This is a genomic window from Pseudonocardia lutea (assembly GCF_042658055.1).
Lineage (GTDB): Bacteria > Actinomycetota > Actinomycetes > Mycobacteriales > Pseudonocardiaceae > Pseudonocardia > Pseudonocardia lutea.
Genome location: NZ_JBHSQK010000001.1, coordinates 1 through 20416 on the forward strand (window position 1 = coordinate 1; position 20416 = coordinate 20416).

Here is a 20416-nt window from a genome sequence, read left to right on the forward strand (position 1 = left end):
CGCACCGGCCGGCGCGTCCGACGCCGGGGCGCCCGCCGACGAGCCGGGCGGGAACCCCGCCGAGGGCACGCACGAGGACGCGACCACGGCGCCCGAGCCCGGGACCGGGGACCCGGGACCCGACGGCACCGGCGGCACGGACGGCACGGACGGCACGGACGGTGGGGTGGCCGCCGCGCCGAGTGCGGGCGCGCCGACCCGGCTGGGCGCGGCGGCCCCGGCAGTCCGGTCCTCCGGCTCCTCCGGCGCGCGCACCGAGGCCCCCGCGACCTATCCCGGCGGGGTCGCCGGCACCCCGTGCACCGCGACCGCGCGCGCGTGCGTCGACGTCGCCGGCCGCAAGGCCTGGCTGATGGACGGCGGCACCGTGGTGCGCGGGCCGGTGCAGGTGCAGACCGGCGACCGCGAGGACCCGACCCCGCTCGGCACCTTCGCCGTGCAGTGGAAGGCCGAGCAGTACACCAGCCGCGAGTACCTCGTGCAGATGCCGTACTCGGTCTTCTTCGCCCCCGGCGGCATCGCGTTCCACCAGGGCCGGCAGGACACGCCGTCGGCCGGCTGCGTGAAGCTCCTCGAGGCGGACGCGAAGGCCTTCTTCACCCACCTGCAGGTCGGCGACGAGGTACAGGTCACGTGAAGGACACCCTCACTGCTGGCGAGGTCGGCTTCTACGTCGAGTAGAATCGATCGCGTGCCGAGCCTGGGTGAGTTGGAACGTGCGGTCATGGAGGTCCTGTGGGCCGCAGCCCACGAAGGACGGGGCGCATTGACCGCCCGCGAGGTGCAGGAGGCGCTCGCCGATCGCGAGCTCGCGACCACGACCGTGCTCACGGTGCTGGGCCGGCTGGAGCGCAAACAGCTCGTCGTCCGCACGCGGGACGGCCGCGCGCACCACTACCGTGCCACCGCGAGCCGTGAGGACCACGTCGCCGAGCTGATGAACGACGCGCTCGACGGCGCCCCCGACCGCGGGGCCGCCCTCGCCCGTTTCCTCGGCTCGATCCCGGACGAGGAGCGCCGCAAGCTGCGGGACCTGCTCGACTAGGCGCGCCGGGTCTCCCGGACAATGGGGGCCATGGCGCTCGCGGCGCTCGGCCTCCTCCTGCTCGGCGTCCTGCTCGCCGAGCCGATCAGCCGTGCCTTCTCCCGGGCCCGCTGGACCCGGCGCGACCCCGTGGGCGCCCTGCTCGTGTGGCAGGCGATCGGCCTGGCCGGCGGGCTCTCGCTCGTCGGGTCGGGGGTGGTCTTCGGGCTGTCCCCGCTCGGCGACTCGCTCCCGGAGGCCGTCGGCGCGCTGGTCACGGAGTGGAACGCCGGGCACTGGCCGGCACGGCTCGACCCGGTCCACCTGATCGCGATGCTCGCGGCGCTCGCCGTCGGCGCACGGCTGCTGTGGGTGCTCGGCACGATGTACCTGCGCACCGTCCGTGCCCGGCGCCGGCACCGCGACCTGCTCGACGTCCTGGCCACGCCCTGGCCGGACTCGCCCGGTACCCGCGTGCTCGACCATCCCCAGCCGGTCGCGTACTGCCTGCCCGGCCGCAGCTCCCGGCTGGTGGTGTCGGCCGGGGTGCTGGAGGCGCTGTCGCCGGAGGAGGTGTGGGCGGTCCTCGCCCACGAGAAATCCCACCTGCGCGAGCGGCACGACCTCGTGGTCCTGCCCTTCGTCGCGTGGGGCGCGACCGCCCCCTTCGTCCGCGGCATGGTGTGCGCGCAGCTCGCCGTCGCCGAGCTGATCGAGATGCGGGCCGACGACGTGGCGGCCTGCCGCTCCGAGCCGCACGAGCTCGTCGGGGCGCTCAAGACCGTCGGCGGGTCGGCGCCCGCGGCCGCGCTCAGCTCCTTCACGGACGCCCTCGACGCCCGTATCGAGCGGATCACCGCCCATCCCAGCCCCCTGCCCTGGTACTCCCGCGCCGCCGTCCGGCTGGGCGCGCTGGCCTTGGTGGCGGTGCCCACCGTGCTGCTCCTCGTCTGACGGGTTCCTGCCCCGGAACGGGAGCCGGCAGGCGGCTGACCTGCGAGAACACCGAAACGTTGCGCGGTAATCATGGCCCGGGCGTAGCGTGGGGGACGTGCCGTTCACCGCACCTTCCGATCTTCCCCGCACCCTCGGCGCCCTCCGTGCATCCGGGCACGAGCGCAAGGGGGTCAAGACCGAGATCCGCGACAACCTGCTCGCCGCCCTCCGCGAGGGCCGCGACCCCTGGCCCGGCATCGTCGGCTTCGAGGCCACCGTGCTCCCGCAGCTGGAGCGCGCCCTGATCGCCGGCCACGACGTCGTGCTCCTCGGCGAGCGCGGCCAGGGCAAGACCCGCCTGCTCCGCTCGATCGGGAACCTGCTCGACGAGTGGACCCCCGTGATCGAGGGCGCCGAGCTCGGCGAGCACCCGTACGAGCCGATCACCCCCGAGAGCATCCGGCGCGCCGCCGAGCAGGGCGACGACCTGCCCGTCGCCTGGGTGCACCGCTCCGAGCGCTACACCGAGAAGCTCGCCACCCCCGACACCGCCGTCGCCGACCTGATCGGCGACGTCGACCCCGTCAAGGTCGCCGAGGGCCGCTCGCTGGGCGACCCCGAGACGATCCACTTCGGCCTCGTGCCGCGGGCGCACCGCGGCATCGTGGCGATCAACGAGCTGCCCGACCTCGCGGAGCGCATCCAGGTCGCGCTGCTCAACGTCATGGAGGAGCGGGACATCCAGGTCCGCGGCTACACGCTGCGCCTGCCGCTCGACGTCCTGCTGGTCGCCTCGGCGAACCCGGAGGACTACACCAACCGCGGCCGGATCATCACCCCGCTCAAGGACCGCTTCGGCGCGGAGGTGCGCACGCACTACCCGCTCGAGGTGTCCGACGAGGTCGACCTCGTGGTCCAGGAGGCGCACCTGGCCGCGGAGGTGCCGCGGCACCTGATCGAGGTCGTCGCCCGGTTCACCCGGCACCTGCGCGAGTCGAGCGCGGTCGACCAGGGCTCCGGCGTGTCCGCCCGGTTCGCCGTGGCGGCCGCGGAGACCGTGGCCGCGGCGGCCCTCCGCCGCGCCGCGCTGACCGGGGAGGCCCGCGCCTACTCCCGGCCCGTCGACCTCGAGGCCGTGCCCGCGGTACTCCGCGGCAAGATCGAGTTCGAGTCCGGCGAGGAGGGTCGCGAGGAGGAGATCCTCGAGCACCTGCTGCGCCGGGCCACGGCCGACACCGCCCGGTTCGCGCTGCGCGGGGTCGACCTGTCCGAGCTGGCCGACGAGGTGGCCACCCGCCGGGTCCGCACCGGCGAGCGCGTGCCGGCGGCCGAGGTCGTCGCCAAGCTGCCGACGGTCGACGCGCTGACGGAGGTCGCCCGGCGGCTCGGCGCCGAGGGCACGGAGGACCCGGGCCCGATGGCCTCCGCCGCGGAGCTGGCGCTCGAGTACCTGTTCCTCACCCGCAAGCTCGCCAAGGACGAGACCGACGACGGCGACACGGTGGAATATGGCTGATCCCAGGCGCAGGAGGTTGCGGTACGCCTACGGTCCCTACGCCGGGGGCCCGGACCCGCTCGCCCCGCCGTTCGACATCCGCTCGGCGATGGACCAGATCGGCCGGGACGTCATGGAGGGCTCCTCGCCGCGGCAGGCGCTGCAGGAGCTGCTCCGCCGCGGCCTGGACGGGCGGCGCGGGCTCGACGACCTGACCCGCCAGGTCTGGGAGCGCCGCCGGAGCCTGCAGCGGGACAACCGGCTCGACGGCACGCTGCAGGAGGTCCGCGAGCTCCTGCAGCGCGCCCTCGACGCCGAGCGGGAGGCGCTCGGCAACGAGGACTCCGACGACGCCCGGTTCCGCGAGATGCAGCTCGACGCGCTGCCGAACGACACCGGCGGCGCGGTCCGCGAGCTGAACGAGTACGACTGGCGCTCCGTGGAGGCCCGGCAGGCCTACGAGGACATCCGCGACCTGCTCGGCCGGGAGATGCTCGACCAGCGCTTCCAGGGCATGAAGCAGGCGATGGAGAACGCGACGCCCGAGGACGTCGAGCGGATCCACGAGATGATGTCGGATCTCAACGACCTGCTCGAGCACCACGCGGCCGGCCAGGACACCACGGACGAGTTCCGCGAGTTCATGCAGAAGCACGGGGACTTCTTCCCCGAGAACCCGCAGAACACGGACGAGCTGGCGGACCTGCTGGCACAGCGGGCCGCGGCGGCGCAGCGGATGCTCAACTCGATGTCCGCCGAGCAGCGCGCGGAGCTGATGGAGCTGGCGCAGCAGGCCTTCGGCGATCCGCGGCTGGCCCAGCAGATGGCCCGGCTCGACGCCCAGCTGCAGGCGATGCGGCCGGGCGAGGACTGGCAGGGCTCCGGCCGGTTCCGCGGGGAGAACCCGATGGGCATGGGCGAGGCCACGCGGGCGCTCGAGGAGCTGGGGCAGCTCGACTCGCTGGCCGAGCAGCTCTCGCAGAGCTACCCGGGCGCGCGGCTCGACGACATCGACCTCGACGCGCTCACCGAGATGCTCGGCGAGCAGGCCGGGGTGGACGCCCGCACGCTGGCCCAGCTGGAGCGCGAGCTGCAGCGGCAGGGCCTGTTCGAACGGGCCGCCGACGGGTCGCTGCTGCTGTCCCCGAAGGCGTTGCGCCGGCTCGGGCAGTCCATCCTGCGCGACGTCGCCGAGCAGCTCTCCGGCCGGACGGGGCAGCGGGACACCCGCCGCGCCGGGGCCGCGGGCGACGCGACCGGGGCGACCCGGCCGTGGGCCTTCGGCGACACCGAGGCCTGGTCGGTGCCGCGCACCCTGCTCAACGCCCAGCTGCGGCGGGCCGGCGGGGACCCGCGCAGGCTCGACGTCAGCGACGTCGAGATCGTCGAGACCGAGCAGCGCACCCGCGCGGCGGTGGCCCTGCTCGTCGACACCTCGTGGTCGATGGTCGCCGAGGGCCGCTGGGTGCCGATGAAGCGCACCGCGCTGGCCCTGCACCAGCTCGTCTCCACCCGGTTCCGCGGCGACGCGCTGCAGCTCGTGACCTTCGGGCGGCACGCGCAGTCCGTGGAGCTGGGGGAGCTGGTGGGCCTGGAGGGGGCCTACGCGCAGGGCACCAACCTGCACCACGCGCTCCTGTTGGCCGGGCAGCACCTGCGCAAGAACTCCGACGCGACGCCGGTGGTCCTGGTGGTCACGGACGGCGAGCCGACCGCGCACCTGGAGCCGGACGGCGAGGCCTACTTCGACTACCCGCCCAGCCCGCACACCTTGCGGGCGACGATCGGGGAGCTGGACAAGCTGGCCTCGCTGCAGGCGAAGTTCACGTTCTTCGTGCTGGGCGACGACCCGCGCCTGGCCGTGTTCATGGACGACGTGGCCAAGCGGGTCGGCGGCCGGGTCGTCAACCCGACCCTCGACGGCCTCGGCGCCGAGGTGGTCGCCGACTACCTCAAGCGCCGCTCCTGACCCTTCGCACTCTGGAACCATAACGCTCGATTCGAGGCCGTCAGATCGCATCATGGTTCCCATGACGCGTGGGATGAGGGCGGGAATTCGCATCACGGTTCCATGACGCGGTTCTGCAGGGTCGCCGCGCTGTCCAGGATCGCCCCGGCCAGGGCCTCGGCCGGGGCGGTCAGGGCGCGTCGGCCGGTCTGCAGGGTGAAGTCGAACCCGGTGAGGCGCGGCAGCCCGGCGACCGGGGCCAGTCCGGCGGGGACCAGCGTCTCGGCGTGCGCGACGACCCCCAGCCCGGCCAGCGCCGCCGCCCGCAGCCCGGAGAGCGAGCCGCTGGTGCACGCCATCCGCCACGGCCGGCCCGCGCCCTCCAGGGCGGCGACGGCGGCGGCCCGGGACAGGCTCGGCGGCGGGTAGCTGACCAGCGGGATCGCCTGGTCGTCGGGCCGGTAGCCGGGGGCGGCCACCCAGACGAACCGGTCGTGCCAGACCGGGGTGCCGCCGGTGCGGCCGGGGGAGCGCTTGGCGAACAGCAGGTCCAGCCCGCCGCGGTCGAGCTCGGCCTCGAGCGTCTCGCTCAGCCCGACCGTCAGCTCCAGGTCCACCCCGGGATGACGACGGCGGAAGCCGGCCAGGATCGTCGGCAGCCGGGTCAGCACGAGGTCCTCGGACACCCCGAACCGCAGCCGCCCGCGGACCTGCGCGCCGCGGAAGTGCGCCAGCGCCCGCTCGCCCGTGTCGAGGATCGTGGTCGCGAACTCCAGCATCGCCTCCCCGTCCGGGGTGAGGGCGACGCTGTGGGTGTCGCGGGCGAGCAGGGTGCGACCGACCTCCGCCTCGAGGCGGCGGACGTGCTGGCTCACCGTCGACTGCCGGACGCCGAGCCGGTCCGCGGCGCGCGTGAAGCTCAGCGTCCGCGCGACGGCGACGAACGAGCGCAGCAGCACCGGGTCCACGCGGTCATCGTAGTATGTGATGACAGACAGAACGGTGTGCGTGTTTCCGCATGAGCGTCGCGGGCGCACCATGGACGGGTGCTGCAGTGGCTCGGACGACTCCGGGACAAGGTCCGGATCGACACCTTCCTCGTCCTCATCGTGCTCACCGTGGGCGTCGCGGCGCTGCTGCCCGCGCGCGGGGTCGCGGCGACCGGCGTCGGACACGCCACCACCGTGGCCATCGGGCTGCTGTTCTTCCTCTACGGCGCCCGGCTCTCGACCCGGGAGGCGATCGAGGGGCTCAGGCACTGGCGGCTGCACGGCACGGTGGTGCTGGCGACCTTCGTGGTGTTCCCGCTGCTCGGGCTCGCGTTCCAGCTCGTCCCGTCCGCCGTGCTCCCCACCGAGCTGAAGCTCGGCGTGCTGTTCCTGTGCTGCCTGCCCTCGACGGTGCAGTCGTCCATCGCGTTCACCTCGGTGGCGCGCGGCAACGTCCCCGCCGCGATCTGCGCGGCCTCCCTGTCGAACCTGCTCGGCATCGTGATCACCCCGCTGCTCACCGGGCTGCTGCTGTCCTCCCAGGGCGGGATCTCCGGCGGCGCGATCGTGGACGTCGCCCTGCAGCTGCTCGCCCCGTTCGTGCTCGGCCAGCTGCTGCGCCGCTGGATCGGCGGCTGGGTGACGCGGAACAAGAAGTACCTGCAGGTCGTCGACCGCGGATCGATCCTGCTGGTCGTCTACGCGGCGTTCAGCGAGGGCATGGTCGAGGGGATCTGGGGGCGGCTCTCCCCGGCGGCCCTCGGCGCCCTGCTCGGCGCGTGCGTCGTGCTGCTCGGGGTCGTGCTGGCGCTCACCTGGTTCGGGTCGCGCCGCTTCCGCCGCGCCGACCGGATCACGGTCCTGTTCTGCGGGTCCAAGAAGAGCCTGGCCAGCGGGCTGCCGATGGCCGGTGTCCTGTTCGCGGGCCCGCAGGTCGGCCTGCTCGTGCTGCCGTTGATGCTCTTCCACCAGATCCAGCTGATGGCCTGCGCCGCCCTCGCCGGGCGCCTGGCCCGCCACGCCGAGGAACCGGCTGCCGCACCGGTCCCCGCCTGATCCCGCGAGTCGGCGGTTTCCCGCGACCGAGGTGCACAACCCGGGACAACGGGAATGCGTGGTTCGGTGGCCTGGGAAGTGCCGACCCACGGGAGGGGAGCGGCATGTGGACCTGTGAGAGGTGCGGGGCGAGCGTGGAGGACGACGACCCCGCGCGGCTGGCCTGGAGCGTCGAGCGGGACCGCCGCGGCTCGGGAACGGTGCGGGAGACCGCGCTCTGCCCGGTGTGCGCCCGCGTGCACGTCCGGGACATCGAGGCACGGCTGCCGCAGGACTGGTGGTGATCGGACGCGCGACCCGCGCCGGTACACCTCGCGCACCTGCAGCTCGGGGGAGAGCACCACGACGTCGGCCCGCGGCGACCCTGGCGTCGCTCACCGCCGCGACCTTCGTCGCCCGCGCCCGGGTGTGACCGTGCCGGGCGGGCACCCGGACCACCCCTCGCGAGCATTTAGTGTGGACGGCATGCAGACCTGGGCCTCCGTCGACCTTCCCGCGCTCGAGGGGAGCGGACCGCCGCTCCGCCTGTACGACACCTCGACCGCGCGGGTCCGGCCGACCGCGCCCGGCGCCACCGCCACCATGTACGTCTGCGGGATCACCCCCTACGACGCCACGCACCTCGGCCACGCGGCCACCTACCTGGCGTTCGACCTGGTCAACCGGCTGTGGCGGGACCTCGGCCACCGGGTGCACTACGTCCAGAACGTCACCGACATCGACGAGCCGCTGCTCGAGCGCGCCGAGCGGGACCAGGACGACTGGGTGGTCCTCGGCATGCGCGAGACGGCGCTGTTCCGCGAGGACATGGAGGCGCTGCGGGTGATCCCGCCGCGGGACTACATCGGCGCGGTCGAGGCCATCCCGGAGATCGCCGAGCTCGTCGAGAAGCTGCTGGTGAACGGGGCGGCCTACCGGATCGACGATCCCGAGTACCCGGACGTCTACTTCGACTCCGCGGCCACCGGGCACTTCGGCTACGAGTCGACCTACGACGAGGAGACGATGGTCCGGCTGTCCCGCGAGCGCGGCGGCGACCCGGACCGGCCCGGCAAGCGCAACCCGGTCGACGCCCTGCTCTGGCGGATGGAGCGGCCCGGCGAGCCGGCGTGGGACTCCGACCTGGGGCGCGGCCGCCCGGGCTGGCACGTGGAGTGCGCGGCGATCGCGCTCGACCGGCTCGGCACGCAGATCGACCTCAACGGCGGCGGCTCGGACCTGATCTTCCCCCACCACGAGTGCGGGGCCGCGCACGCCGAGGCGCTGACCGGCGACCACCCGTTCGCCCGGCACTACGTGCACACCGGAATGATCGGGCTCGACGGCGAGAAGATGTCGAAGTCCCGCGGGAACCTGGTGTTCGTCTCCAAGCTGCGCTCCGCCGGCGTCGACCCGAACGCGATCCGCGCGGCCCTGCTCTCCGGGCACTACCGCGAGGACCGGGCCTGGACGGACGAGCTGCTCACCACCGCCCAGGAGCGGCTCGGCCGCTGGCGCGAGGCCGTCTCGCTCGACGCCGGGCCCGACGCGTCCGGGCTGGTCGCGAGCCTGCGCGAGCACCTCGCGGACGACCTGGACACCCCGCGGGCCCTCGCGGCCGTCGACGCCTGGGCGGCCGAGGCGCTGGAGCGGCGGGGCACGGACCCCGCCGCCCCGGCCCTCGTCCGGACGGCGGTCGACGCCCTGCTCGGCATCGCCCTCTGACTCCGGCGGACGGCGCTCTCGCGCACACCTGGCGAGCGGGAGTGCCGTCCGCGCCACGGAGTCCCCGGGTTGAGCGAGCGGTGCTCTCGCTCACACCTGGTGAGCGAGAGTGCCGTCGGCCGCGTCGGGCGGGTCCTGCGCGGACGGGCCGGGGCGCGGGAGGGCCAGGGGCGTGAGGAGCGTGAGCACGCCCGCGGGCACGAGGAACGCCGCCAGCGGGTCGGCGTGGTAGACGGGCGGGAGCGCCGCGGGGGAGGCGGCCGCGCCGAAGAAGCGGACGGACTGCACCACCGACACCGCCCCGCCGCGGTTCCCGCCCTCGCCGCCCAGGACCAGCGCGTTCACCCCCACGAGGATGAGCTGGGCGGAGATCCCGGCGAGCGCCCAGCACGCCACGACCAGCCACAGCGCGGGGGCGAGCCCGACGCCCGCCAGCAGCACCCCGCCGGACACCGCGCCGGCCAGCACGCACCGCCGCGCCCCGAGCCGGTCGACGCCCGCGCCGACCAGCCGGGCCGTGAGGATCCCCATCGCGCCGAGCCCCGTGAGGGCGAGGCCGCGCGGACCGGCGGCGAGGGCGAACGTGTCGACCAGCCGCAGCGCGACCAGGAAGCCGAGGCTGGCGAGGCAGCCCCAGCCCAGCGCGGCGATGAGCCCCAGCCGCAGCACGGCCGGGGTCCACGCGCTGCGCAGCGGCACCCGCGCCCGGGCGACCCCGCGCTCGTCGGCCGGGATGCCGAGCAGCGCGAGCAGCAACGCCACCGCGGCCACGCCGTAGAAGGCGTAGTGCCAGTCCACCTCGGCCGCGAGCCCCCCGACCAGCGGCGCGGACGTCTGGCCGGCGGCCTGCAGCGAGCCGTACCAGCCGAGCGCCCGGCCGAGGGCCTCCGGCGCCACCGACGCGGCCAGCGCGGCCATGAGCAGCGGGGTGGTGAAGGCGTTGGCGACGCCCTGCAGCGCCCGCGCCCCGAGGAAGAGCGTCCAGGTCGGCGCCAGCACGCAGGCCAGCGAGGAGACCGTGTAGAGCACGTAGGCGCCGCGCACGGTCCGGCTGCGGCCCCAGCGCTCGCCGAACGTGCCGGACACCAGCATCGCCGCGGCGAAGGGCAGCAGGAAGGCCGTGAGCGAGGCCGACGCGGTCCCGGGGGAGACCCCGTAGCTTGCACCCAGCTCCGGGAGCATGGCCGTGGTGACCCCGCCCCCGAACGGCCCGAGGAAGCCGCCGAGGTAGAGCCCGGCCCGGCGCGCCCGGCGGAACGGAGCGGTCAGCTCGCGCCGCCGGAACCGCCGCGCCGGCGCAGGTAGCGCTCGAAGTCCGCGGCGATCTCGTCGCCGCTGGCCTCGGCCAGGTCGACGGGCTTCTCCTCGTCGTCCTCGGTGGCCTGCTGCTCGAGCTGGCGCACGTACTCGCGCACCTCGTCGTCCGCCTCGGCCATCTCGTTGACCGTGCGCTCCCACTCCTCGGCCTGCTCGGGCAGCCCGCCCAGCGGGACCTCGACGTCGAGCGCCTCCTCGACGCGCAGCAGCAGCGCGATGGCGGCCTTGGGCACCCGGGCCTGCGAGACGTAGTGCGGCACCTCGGCCCAGTACGACAGCGCGGGCACGCCGGCCTCGATGCAGAGGCTGTGGAACACCCCGACGATCCCGGTCGGGCCCTGGTAGGTCGACGGCTCGACGCCCATCTTCTTGGCCGAGGTGGTGTCGTAGCCGGTGCCGCGCACCGGGGTGGGCCGGGTGTGCGGGACGTCCGTCAGCATGGCGCCGAGGTTGATGACCTTCGTCACCCCGAGACGGTCCACGTACTCGAGGATCTCGGCGCAGAACGAACGCCAGCGCAGGTTCGGCTCGATGCCGTTGACGAGCACGACGTGCCGGCCCGTGCCCGGGAGCTTGGCCGTGGAGAGCCGGGTGGTCTGCCACTCGATGCGCCGCGTGACGCCGCCCGCGAGCCGGACGAGCGGCCGCGTGACCTGGAAGTCGTAGTAGTCCTCGGGGTCGATGGAGCCGAGCGGCTCGGCGTCCCAGCTCAGCTCGAGATGCTCCAGCGCGGAGCTGGCGGCCTCACCGGCGTCGTTCCAGCCCTCGAAGGCCGTGATCATGACCGGGTCGACCAGATCCGGGAGGTCGGAGGGCACCCCCGCCCGCTGCTCTCGCTCGCTCATCCGTCCACCCTACGGCGCGCGCGGGTAACACGAAGGGCCCGGGCGGCGACGCCGGTAGCCTGAGGGGGTGTCAGCCGTGAACGCAGCCGCGTCAGATCACAGCTTCGACACCACGCTCCTGGGGACGTTGGACCAGCGCGTGGTGATCGCCGACGGTGCGATGGGCACCATGCTCCAGGGGGTGGACCTCACCCTCGACGACTTCGCGGGGCTCGAGGGCTGCAACGAGATCCTCAACGCCACCCGGCCGGACGTCGTGCGGGGCATCCACCGGGCCTACTTCGAGGCCGGGGCCGACGCCGTCGAGACGAACACCTTCGGCGCCAACCTGCCCAACCTCGGCGACTACGGCATCGCCGACCGGATCCGCGAGCTCTCCGAGCGCGGCGCCGCGCTGGCCCGCGAGGCCGCGGACGAGGTCGCGACGGCGGACCGGCCGCGGTACGTCCTCGGCTCCATCGGCCCGGGCACCAAGCTGCCCACGCTGGGCCACGAGCGGTTCGCGACCCTGCGGGACGCCTACACCGAGACCGGGCGCGGCCTGCTCGCCGGGGGCGCGGACGCGTTCCTGGTGGAGACCTGCCAGGACCTGCTGCAGGTCAAGGCGGCGGTGCACGGGGTGCAGCGCGCCATGGCGGCCGAGGGCCGGCGCATCCCGATCATCACCAGCGTGACCGTCGAGACCACCGGCACCATGCTGCTGGGCTCCGAGATCGGCGCGGCGCTCACCGCGCTCGAGCCGCTGGGCATCGACCTCATCGGGCTGAACTGCGCCACCGGCCCGGCCGAGATGAGCGAGCACCTGCGCACGCTGTCCAAGCAGGCCCGCGTGCCGCTGTCGGTGATGCCCAACGCCGGGCTGCCGGTCCTCGGGCCGAACGGCGCCGAGTACCCGCTCTCCGCCGAGGAGCTGGCCGAGGCGCTGTCCACCTTCGTCCGCGACTACGGGCTGCGGCTCGTCGGCGGCTGCTGCGGCACCACGCCCGCGCACGTCCGGGCCGTCGCCGAGGCCGTCGGGCAGGTCACCCCGGCCGCCCGCAGGCCGCGCCCCGAGCCGGGCGTGTCGTCGCTCTACGCCCCGGTGCCGTTCCGCCAGGACACCTCGGTGCTGATGGTGGGGGAGCGGACCAACGCCAACGGCTCGAAGAAGTTCCGCGAGGCCATGCTCGAGGAGCGCTGGGAGGACTGCGTCGCGATCGCCCGCGAGCAGACCCGCGAGGGCGCCCACATGATCGACCTCTGCATCGACTACGTCGGGCGGGACGGCGTGGCGGACATGACCGAGCTGGCGTCGCGGTTGGCCACGGCGTCGACCCTGCCGGTGATGCTCGACTCGACCGAGCCCGAGGTCCTGCGGGCCGGGCTGGAGCTGCTCGGCGGCCGGTCGATCGTCAACTCCGTCAACTACGAGGACGGCGACGGCCCCGGCTCCCGCTTCCAGCGCACGATGGCGCTGGTGCGCGAGCACGGCTGCGCGGTGGTCGCGCTGTGCATCGACGAGGAGGGCCAGGCCCGCACCCGGGACTGGAAGGTCCGGGTGGCCGACCGGCTGATCACCGACCTCACCACGAACCACGGCCTGCAGGTCTCCGACATCGTCGTGGACACCCTGACCTTCCCGATCACCACCGGGCAGGAGGAGGTCCGCCGGGACGCCCTCGAGACGATCGAGGCGATCCGCGAGATCAAGCGCCGCTTCCCCGACGTGCAGACCACGCTCGGGGTCTCCAACGTGTCGTTCGGGCTCAACGCCGCGGCCCGCCAGGTGCTCAACTCGGTCTTCCTCAACGAGGCCGTCAACGCCGGGCTGGACACCGCGATCGTCTCCGCGGCGAAGATCCTGCCGATGTCGAAGATCCCGGACGAGCAGCGCTCCGTCGCGCTCGACCTGGTCTACGACCGGCGCCGCGAGGGGTACGACCCGCTCAACCGGTTCATGGAGCTGTTCGAGGGCGTCACGGCCTCGTCGGCCAAGGCCGGGCGGGCCGAGGAGCTCGCCGCGCTGCCGCTGTTCGAGCGGCTGGAGCGGCGCATCGTCGACGGCGAGCGCAACGGCCTGGAGGCCGACCTCGACGAGGCCATGCGGTCCCGGCCGCCGCTGGAGATCGTCAACGACACGCTGCTGGCCGGCATGAAGACCGTCGGCGAGCTGTTCGGCTCCGGGCAGATGCAGCTGCCCTTCGTGCTCGCCTCCGCCGAGGTGATGAAGGCCGCCGTGGCCCACCTCGAGCCGCACATGGAGAAGACGGACGACGAGGGCAAGGGCACCATCGTCCTCGCCACGGTGAAGGGCGACGTCCACGACATCGGCAAGAACCTCGTGGACATCATCCTGAGCAACAACGGCTACACCGTCGTCAACCTGGGCATCAAGCAGCCCATCGCCACGATCCTGCAGGCCGCGGAGGAGAACCGGGCCGACGCCGTCGGGATGAGCGGGCTGCTGGTCAAGTCCACGGTGGTGATGAAGGAGAACCTGCAGGAGATGAACTCCCGCGGGAACACCCTGCCGGTGCTGCTCGGCGGCGCGGCGCTCACCCGCTCCTACGTGGAGAACGACCTGTCCGAGGTCTACGAGGGCAGGGTCTCCTACGCCCGGGACGCCTTCGAGGGCCTGCGGCTGATGGACGCCACCATGGCCCGCAAACGGGGCCTGGCGCCGGCCGTCGACCCGGAGGAGGAGCGCAGGGCCGCCGAGCGCAAGGAGCGGCACGAGCGGTCGAAGCGGATCGCCGCGAAGCGCCGGGCCGCGGAGGCCGAGTCGGCGGGCCCGCTGCCGGAGCGGTCGGACGTCGCGCTGGACAACCCCGTCCCGACCCCGCCGTTCTGGGGCACCCGGGTGGTCAAGGGCGTCGCGCTGGCCGAGTACAGCGGGTTGATCGACGAGCGCGCCCTGTTCCTGGGCCAGTGGGGCCTGCGCGGGGCCAAGGGCGGGTCGGGCCCGTCCTACGAGGAGCTCGTGGAGACCGAGGGCCGGCCGCGGCTGCGGTACTGGCTGGAGCGGCTGACCGCCGAGGGCGTGCTGGCCCACGCCTCGCTCGTCTACGGCTACTTCCCGGCCGTCGCGGAGAAGGACTCGCTGCTGGTGCTCACCGAGCCGCGCGCGGACAGCCCCGAGCGGTACCGGTTCACCTTCCCGCGCCAGCGCCGCGACCGGCACCTGTGCCTGGCGGACTTCTGGCGGCCGCGCGAGGTCGCGCTCGCGAACGGCGAGATCGACGTCCTGCCGCTGCACCTGGTCACGATGGGCGCGCCGATCGCCGACTACGCCAACCAGCTGTTCGCCCAGGACGCCTACCGGGACTACCTGGAGGTGCACGGCCTGGGGGTGCAGCTCACCGAGGCGCTGGCCGAGTACTGGCACAAGCGGATCCGCGAGGAGCTCACCTGGTCCGGCGGGCGGACCGTGGCCGAGGAGGACCCGGCGGAGGTCACCGAGTTCTTCTCGCTCGGCTACCGCGGCGCCCGGTACTCGCTGGGCTACGGCGCCTGCCCGAACCTGGAGGACCGGGCCAAGATCGTCGGGCTGCTGGAGCCGGGCCGCATCGGTGTGGAACTGTCCGAGGAGCTGCAGCTGCACCCCGAGCAGTCCACCGACGCGTTGATCGCGCACCACCCGGAGGCGAAGTACTTCAATGCCGGCTGATCCCCCCGTGGGCGAACGGCGCCCCCGCGCACGAGGTCTGAGCGAGAGCGCCGTTCGCACCCCGGTCGCCGCGGTCCTGTTCGACATGGACGGCACGCTGATCGACTCCGAGAAGGTGTGGGACCGCTCGCTCGTCGAGGTGCTGCGCTGGCTGGGCGGCACGGACCTCTCCCCGGAGGCCCGGCGGGAGACCCTCGGCGGGAACCTGCGCAGCAGCCTGGCGATCGTGTTCCGCGAGGCCGGCGTGGTGCAGACGCCGGAGCTGGGCGAGCAGGCCGCGCACCGGCTCGTCGAGCGGACGGCGGAGCTGTTCGAGGGCGGCCTGCCGTGGCGCCCCGGCGCCCGCACCGCGCTGCGCACGGTCCGCGAGGCCGGGCTCGCGACGGCGCTGGTCACCAACACCGGCCGCTACCTGACCGACAAGGCGCTGGTCGGGATCGGGGCCGAGCACTTCGACGTCACGGTCTGCGGCGACGAGGTGCCGCACGGCAAGCCCGCACCGGACCCGTACCTGCGTGCCGCCGCGCTGCTGGGCCTCGCGGCGGAGGACTGCGTGGCCGTCGAGGACTCGCCGACCGGCATCCGGGCCGCGGAGGCCGCCGGCGCCGCCGTCCTCGCCGTGCCGTGCGAGGTGGCGATCCCGCCCGGCCCGGGCCGGGTCGTGCGGCCGACGCTGGAGGGGCTCACCGCCGCGGACCTGCTCGCCGTGCACCGCGAGGTCCGGGAGCGGCGGGCGGCCTGACCCGCCGGTGCGCAGGTCCGCGGGGTACCGTCGGGCGTGTCGGACCGCGACGAGCGGCGCCCCCGTCCGGGTGATCGGCCCGGCGGCGTCGCCGCCCGGCGCAACGTGCGGTCCGGCGGTCTCACCGGGGCCTGACGGGTTCGTGACGGCGCGGAGGGCGTCCGACACTGGGTGCGACCGGGACGGCTGGAGAGGGATCGGCAGGGACGTGAAGACATTCGACGAGCTCTTCGAGGAGCTCCGCGAGAAGGCCGCGACCCGGCCCGCCGGGTCGGCCACGGTCGAGGCGCTCGACGCCGGCGTCCACGCGCAGGGCAAGAAGCTCCTCGAGGAGGCCGGCGAGGTCTGGATCGCCGCCGAGCACGAGGGCGACGCCGCGCTGGCCGAGGAGATCTCGCAGCTGCTCTACCGCGCCCAGGTGATCATGCTCGGCCGCGGGCTGAGCCTGCAGGACGTCTACAAGTACCTGTAGGAGCCGACCGTGCCGACCACCCCCGCCCCGTCCGGCGCCCGCCGCACCCACCCGAAGGAAGCCACACCCATGCTCCGCGTCGCTCTCCCGAACAAGGGCACGCTCGCCGAGCCCGCCGCGACGATGATGCGCGAGGCCGGCTACCGGCAGCGCTCCGACTCGCGCGACCTGTCCATGGTCGACGAGGAGAACGGCATCGAGTTCTTCTACCTGCGGCCGAAGGACATCGCCACCTACGTCGGCTCCGGCGACCTGCACCTCGGCATCACCGGGCACGACCTCATGGAGGAGTCCGGCAGCCAGGTCCAGGAGGTCCTCAAGCTGGGCTTCGGCGCGTCGAAGTTCCGGTTCGCCGCCCCCGAGGGCAAGGACTGGAAGCTCGAGGACCTCGACGGCCGCACCATCGCGACCTCGTACCCGCGGCTGGTCCGCTCGCACCTGTCCGGCAAACGGATCGGCGCCACGATCATCAAGCTCGACGGTGCCGTGGAGATCTCCGTGCAGCTCGGCCTGGCCGACGCGATCGCCGACGTCGTGTCCTCCGGGCGCACGCTGCGCCAGCACGGGCTCAAGGTCATCGGCGACCCGATCGCCGAGTCCGAGGCCATGCTCATCGAGCGCGAGCCGCGGATGGACCGCGTCGAGACCGAGGAGATCAAGGCCTTCAAGCGGATCTTCACCGAGCGGATCCGCGGCGTCGTCTACGCCCGGCAGTACCTGATGCTCGACTACGACTGCCCCAAGGCGAAGCTCGAGGCGGCCAAGGAGATCACCCCGGGGCTGCAGGCGCCGACCATCGCCCCGCTGGCGGACCCGGACTGGGTGGCCGTGCGTTCGATGGTCCGCAAGCAGGCGTCGAACCGGGTCATGGACGAGCTCGCCGCGCTGGGCGCCAAGGCCATCCTGACCTCGGAGATCCGTTCCTGCCGCGCGGTCGACGGCAGCCAGTACTGACACGCGTTCCCACGGTCCCGGCGGCGTCCTGGCGCCGGGACCGCGGCGTTCTCGGGGAGCTCGGCGTTCTCGGGGAGCTCGGCGTGGCCGGGGCGCCCGGTCCGCTCGGGCGGCTCAGCGGCGCCGGACCGTGAGCTCCTGCGTGATGTGCGCGGCGTGCCCGGTGAGGTCGAACAGCTTCGCCGTGACGGTCCCGGTGCCGGTCGGTCCGACGACGGTCGCCGCGTCGATGCCCGTCCACCCGCCCGTCGGCGGGCGGTGCAGGTGCACGCTGAGCTCGGTGTTCACGAACAGCCAGTCCTGCATGCGCAGCGGGGCGGCCACGCCGTTGGCCGAGTCGGCGATCGCCGCGAGCCCCTGGAGCGGGGTCGGCTCCTCGCCCTCCACCACGGGCACCCGCAGCCGGCCCCAGGCGCGGCCCGGCCCCAGCTCGTCCCACTGCCCGCCCAGCCAGCGCCACTCGACGGCGTCGAGGTAGCCGGGCAGCCAGCCGTGCGGCCGCTCGCCCTGCGGCGCCGCCTGCTCGGGCGGGGGCAGCGGGGCGGCGGCGCCCACGGCGGCGTCGGCGGTGTCGCCGACCGCGAGGCGCCAGGCGCGGGCGCGGAGCACGGCCCGCCCGCCCGCGGTCATCTCGGCCGCCAGCATCTCGATCGTCCGGCCCGGGCGCTCGACCCAGGCGCGCACCTCCAGGTCGCCGACGGGCACCACGCCGAGGATCTCGATGGTGTAGCGGGAGAGCTGCAGCGGGGGAGCGTCGGGCCGGCTCGGCGCGCAGCGCTCGAACTCGCGCACCAGCAGCGCCGACGGCGGGCCGAGGTGCTGGGCGTCGGCGAACCACGGGCCTGCGGTCGACATGGTCGCGTGGTACCGGCCCGCGCTCTCGTCGACGACTCGGTAGAAGGGCTCCTCGCTCACGCGGCCGATGATGCCCCGCGGGCGTGTGCCTCCCCGTGTGCACCCTCCATGTGCGGCGACTCCGCGGGGCCGGCCTGCGCCGGGCCGGAGGTGGCGCGCAGCTCGGGCCAGCCGGGGTAGGGCGGCGGGGTGCCGTCCCAGGCGGGACACACCGCGCGGTGGGCGCACCACTCGCACCCCGGCCCGCGCCGGGGCCGGAAGTCCCCGGTGCGGTCCGCCTCCCGGATCGCGGCCCAGATGGCCTCGAGGATCCGCTGGAAGCGGCGCAGCTCCCCGGCCTCGGGGCGGTAGGTCAGCTCCTCGCCGCCCTCGCCGAGGTAGACCAGGCGCAGCTGCTCGGGCACCGTGCCGCGCAGCTCCAGCAGGGCGAGCGCGTAGAACTTCATCTGGAACAGCGCCCGTGCCTCGGAGGCCTCCCGCGGCGCCGTGCCCGTCTTGTAGTCGACGATCCGCAGCCCGCCCGTGGCGTCGACGTCGAGCCGGTCGAGGTAGCCGCGCAACGGCACCCCCGAGCTGAGCTCGGTCTCGACGAGCAGCTCCCGGGACTGCGGCTCGAAGGCGCGCGGGTCCTCCAGCGCGAAGTAGGTGTCGAGCAGGGCCTCCGCGGAGGAGAGCCAGGCCGGGAGCGGGTTGCCGACGCGCGCGGCGGGCACGTCCCCGCCCGCGGCGGGTTCGCCGACCCCGGTCCACAGCTCCTCGAGCACCGCCGCGACGACCTCCGGGGACTCCGCGGCGATCTCCGCCCACACCACGCCGAGCAGCGCCTTCGCCCGCGCCGGCACCCGCTCGGCCGCCGGCAGGTCGAACAGCCGCTCCAGCACCGCGTGCACGAGGGTGCCGCGCAGGGCGGCCTGGCTCGGTGCCTCGGGCAGCCGGTCGACGGCGCGGAACCGGTAGAGCAGCGGGCACTGCTTGAAGTCCGCGGCCCGCGACGGCGAGAGCGCGGGCCGGCGCCGCTCCTCGCCGGCCTCCTCACCGGCCTCGTCGCCGGGCCCCGCGCCCGGGACGCCCGGCACCGGGTCGGTCGCGGGGATCCCCGCCTGCTCGATCACGCCCTCAGGCTAGGCGAGCCCACCGACAGTCCCGGGTCCGCGCGATCGGGCGCGGGCGGGCGGAGCCGCCGGGAGCCGGGGAAGTAGCGTTGCGCCCCGTGCCCGACTCCGATCTGCGCGCCCATCCCGGCGCCGACCCCGGCGCGGACCTCGCCGCCGGCGACACCCCCGGTGCCGACGCCGGTGCCGACGCCGGTGCCGACGCCGGTGCCGACGCCGGTGCCGACGCCGGTGCCGACGCCGGTGCCGCGGTCGCCGACGGTGCCGCTGCGGTGCCCGCCGACGCCGACGGGGACCACGCCGGGGGCCGGCGCGCGGACCCCCGGGCCGAGCCGGTCGACCAGGGGTTCGCGCTCGGCGCCGAGGAGGCGGCCGGCTTCCGCGCCCGCGGCGGGCCCTTCCGGGAGGGCGACCGCGTCCAGCTCACCGACCCCAAGGGCCGCAGGTACACGGTCGTCCTCGAGGCCGGCGGCAGCTACCACACCCACCGCGGCGCGCTGGCGCACGACGACCTGATCGGCAGGCCCGAGGGCTCCGTCGTCCACTCCGCGGCCAACACCCCGTACCTCGCCCTGCGGCCGCTGCTCGCCGACTACGTCCTGTCGATGCCGCGCGGCGCCGCCGTGATCTACCCGAAGGACGCGGCGCAGATCCTGGTGTGGGGCGACGTCTTCCCGGGTGCGCGGGTGCTGGAGGCGGGCGCCGGGTCGGGTGCCCTGACCTGTTCGCTCGTCCAGGCCGTCGGCCCTACCGGTTCGGTGGTCTCCTACGAGATCCGCCCGGACCACGCCGAGCACGCCGATCGCAACGTGCGACGGTTCTTCGGCGACACGCCACCCAACTGGAGCTTGCGCGTCGGTGATCTCTCCACCCACGACGGCCGGGCCGAGCCCGTCGACCGGGCGATCCTGGACATGCTGGCGCCCTGGGAGCAGCTCGACACGGTGCGTGACGCGCTGATCCCCGGCGGGGTCCTCGTGGGCTACGTCGCGACCACCACGCAGCTCTCGACGCTCGTCGAGAAGCTCCGCGAGATGCAGTGCTGGACCGAGCCGCAGGCGTGGGAATCGCTGATCAGGCCGTGGCACGTCGTCGGACTGGCCGTCCGGCCGGAGCACCGCATGATCGGTCACACAGCGTTCCTCGTGACCGCCCGCCGACTCGCCGACGGCGTGGTCCCGCCCCGCCCGCAGCGCAGACCGACCAGTCGCTGAGGGCGTTCGGTCCAGCCGTTAGATCCGCCCGATTACGGGAACCAGACAGCCCGGTGGCGTCAAGGTGCCGTCCGCGTGAGTGACGGATCACCAGATCGCCTCACCGC

17 protein-coding genes and 1 pseudogene are annotated in these 20416 nt (G+C 74.3%); 13 read left to right on the forward strand and 5 right to left on the reverse strand.

Going from position 1 to position 20416, the window contains the following annotated elements:
- The 5 genes from ACFQH9_RS00005 to ACFQH9_RS00025 form a co-directional block, all read left to right on the forward strand.
- Window positions 1-637, forward strand: a 637-nt coding sequence (locus ACFQH9_RS00005) for a L,D-transpeptidase (RefSeq protein WP_379562758.1), incomplete at its 5' end; no start/stop codon positions are given.
- A 54-nt stretch (window positions 638-691) separates the two neighbouring features.
- Complete coding sequence (locus tag ACFQH9_RS00010) at window positions 692-1045, forward strand: BlaI/MecI/CopY family transcriptional regulator (protein WP_232868589.1); 354 nt, start codon at window positions 692-694, stop codon at window positions 1043-1045.
- Window positions 1046-1075: 30 nt separating this feature from the next.
- The gene (locus tag ACFQH9_RS00015; RefSeq protein WP_379562761.1) at window positions 1076-1978 is read left to right on the forward strand and encodes a M56 family metallopeptidase; all 903 of its coding nucleotides are present in this window, start codon (window positions 1076-1078) and stop codon (window positions 1976-1978) included.
- Between the two features lie 97 nt (window positions 1979-2075).
- Window positions 2076-3476, forward strand: coding sequence for an ATP-binding protein (locus ACFQH9_RS00020; RefSeq protein ID WP_379562763.1), 1401 nt, complete (start codon window positions 2076-2078; stop codon window positions 3474-3476).
- Window positions 3469-5424 carry a vWA domain-containing protein gene (locus ACFQH9_RS00025; RefSeq protein ID WP_379562765.1) on the forward strand — a complete coding sequence of 652 codons (1956 nt, stop codon included), beginning with the start codon at window positions 3469-3471 and terminating at the stop codon, window positions 5422-5424. The genes ACFQH9_RS00020 and ACFQH9_RS00025 overlap by 8 nt, the downstream gene beginning before the upstream one ends.
- Before the next feature lie 92 nt (window positions 5425-5516).
- On the opposite strand, the gene ACFQH9_RS00030 is transcribed toward ACFQH9_RS00025, so the two are convergent.
- A complete protein-coding gene (locus ACFQH9_RS00030) occupies window positions 5517-6371 on the reverse strand; it encodes a LysR family transcriptional regulator (protein ID WP_379562767.1) in 855 nt (284 codons plus the stop codon).
- Between the two features lie 78 nt (window positions 6372-6449).
- On the opposite strand from ACFQH9_RS00030, the gene ACFQH9_RS00035 reads away from it, so the two are divergent.
- The 3 genes from ACFQH9_RS00035 to mshC all read left to right on the forward strand — a co-directional run bounded on the left by ACFQH9_RS00035 (window position 6450) and on the right by mshC (window position 9152).
- A complete protein-coding gene (locus tag ACFQH9_RS00035; RefSeq protein WP_379562769.1) occupies window positions 6450-7448 on the forward strand; it encodes a bile acid:sodium symporter family protein in 999 nt (332 codons plus the stop codon).
- A 134-nt stretch (window positions 7449-7582) separates the two neighbouring features.
- Window positions 7583-7732, forward strand: a complete 150-nt coding sequence (locus tag ACFQH9_RS00040) for a hypothetical protein (RefSeq protein WP_379562771.1) — start codon at window positions 7583-7585, stop codon at window positions 7730-7732.
- A gap of 181 nt (window positions 7733-7913) precedes the next feature.
- Window positions 7914-9152, forward strand: a complete 1239-nt coding sequence (gene mshC, locus ACFQH9_RS00045; protein WP_379562773.1) for a cysteine--1-D-myo-inosityl 2-amino-2-deoxy-alpha-D-glucopyranoside ligase — start codon at window positions 7914-7916, stop codon at window positions 9150-9152.
- 90 nt (window positions 9153-9242) lie between these two features.
- On the opposite strand, the gene ACFQH9_RS00050 is transcribed toward mshC, so the two are convergent.
- Window positions 9243-10334, reverse strand: a complete 1092-nt coding sequence (locus ACFQH9_RS00050; RefSeq protein WP_379562775.1) for an MFS transporter — start codon at window positions 10332-10334, stop codon at window positions 9243-9245.
- A gap of 83 nt (window positions 10335-10417) precedes the next feature.
- Complete coding sequence (locus tag ACFQH9_RS00055) at window positions 10418-11314, reverse strand: PAC2 family protein (protein WP_379562777.1); 897 nt, start codon at window positions 11312-11314, stop codon at window positions 10418-10420.
- 76 nt (window positions 11315-11390) lie between these two features.
- Between ACFQH9_RS00055 and metH the strand changes: the two genes are divergently transcribed.
- The 4 genes from metH to hisG all read left to right on the forward strand — a co-directional run bounded on the left by metH (window position 11391) and on the right by hisG (window position 17128).
- The gene (gene metH, locus ACFQH9_RS00060; RefSeq protein ID WP_379562779.1) at window positions 11391-14960 is read left to right on the forward strand and encodes a methionine synthase; all 3570 of its coding nucleotides are present in this window, start codon (window positions 11391-11393) and stop codon (window positions 14958-14960) included.
- Complete coding sequence (locus ACFQH9_RS00065; RefSeq protein ID WP_379562781.1) at window positions 14950-15702, forward strand: HAD family hydrolase; 753 nt, start codon at window positions 14950-14952, stop codon at window positions 15700-15702. Before metH ends, ACFQH9_RS00065 begins: the two co-directional genes overlap by 11 nt.
- A 208-nt stretch (window positions 15703-15910) precedes the next feature.
- Complete coding sequence (locus tag ACFQH9_RS00070; protein ID WP_379562783.1) at window positions 15911-16174, forward strand: phosphoribosyl-ATP diphosphatase; 264 nt, start codon at window positions 15911-15913, stop codon at window positions 16172-16174.
- Between the two features lie 69 nt (window positions 16175-16243).
- Window positions 16244-17128 carry an ATP phosphoribosyltransferase gene (gene hisG, locus ACFQH9_RS00075; RefSeq protein WP_379562971.1) on the forward strand — a complete coding sequence of 295 codons (885 nt, stop codon included), beginning with the start codon at window positions 16244-16246 and terminating at the stop codon, window positions 17126-17128.
- A gap of 114 nt (window positions 17129-17242) precedes the next feature.
- Here hisG and ACFQH9_RS00080 read toward each other — a convergent pair whose 3' ends face one another.
- Window positions 17243-17983, reverse strand: coding sequence for a thioesterase family protein (locus ACFQH9_RS00080; protein WP_379562973.1), 741 nt, complete (start codon window positions 17981-17983; stop codon window positions 17243-17245).
- A gap of 56 nt (window positions 17984-18039) precedes the next feature.
- On the reverse strand, window positions 18040-19077 hold the full coding sequence (locus ACFQH9_RS00085) for a RecB family exonuclease (protein ID WP_379562975.1): 1038 nt from the start codon (window positions 19075-19077) through the stop codon (window positions 18040-18042).
- A 410-nt stretch (window positions 19078-19487) separates the two neighbouring features.
- Here ACFQH9_RS00085 and ACFQH9_RS00090 point away from each other — a divergent pair.
- A pseudogene (locus ACFQH9_RS00090) lies at window positions 19488-20309 on the forward strand (tRNA (adenine-N1)-methyltransferase); the annotation flags it as partial.
- Window positions 20310-20416: the final 107 nt, after the last annotated feature.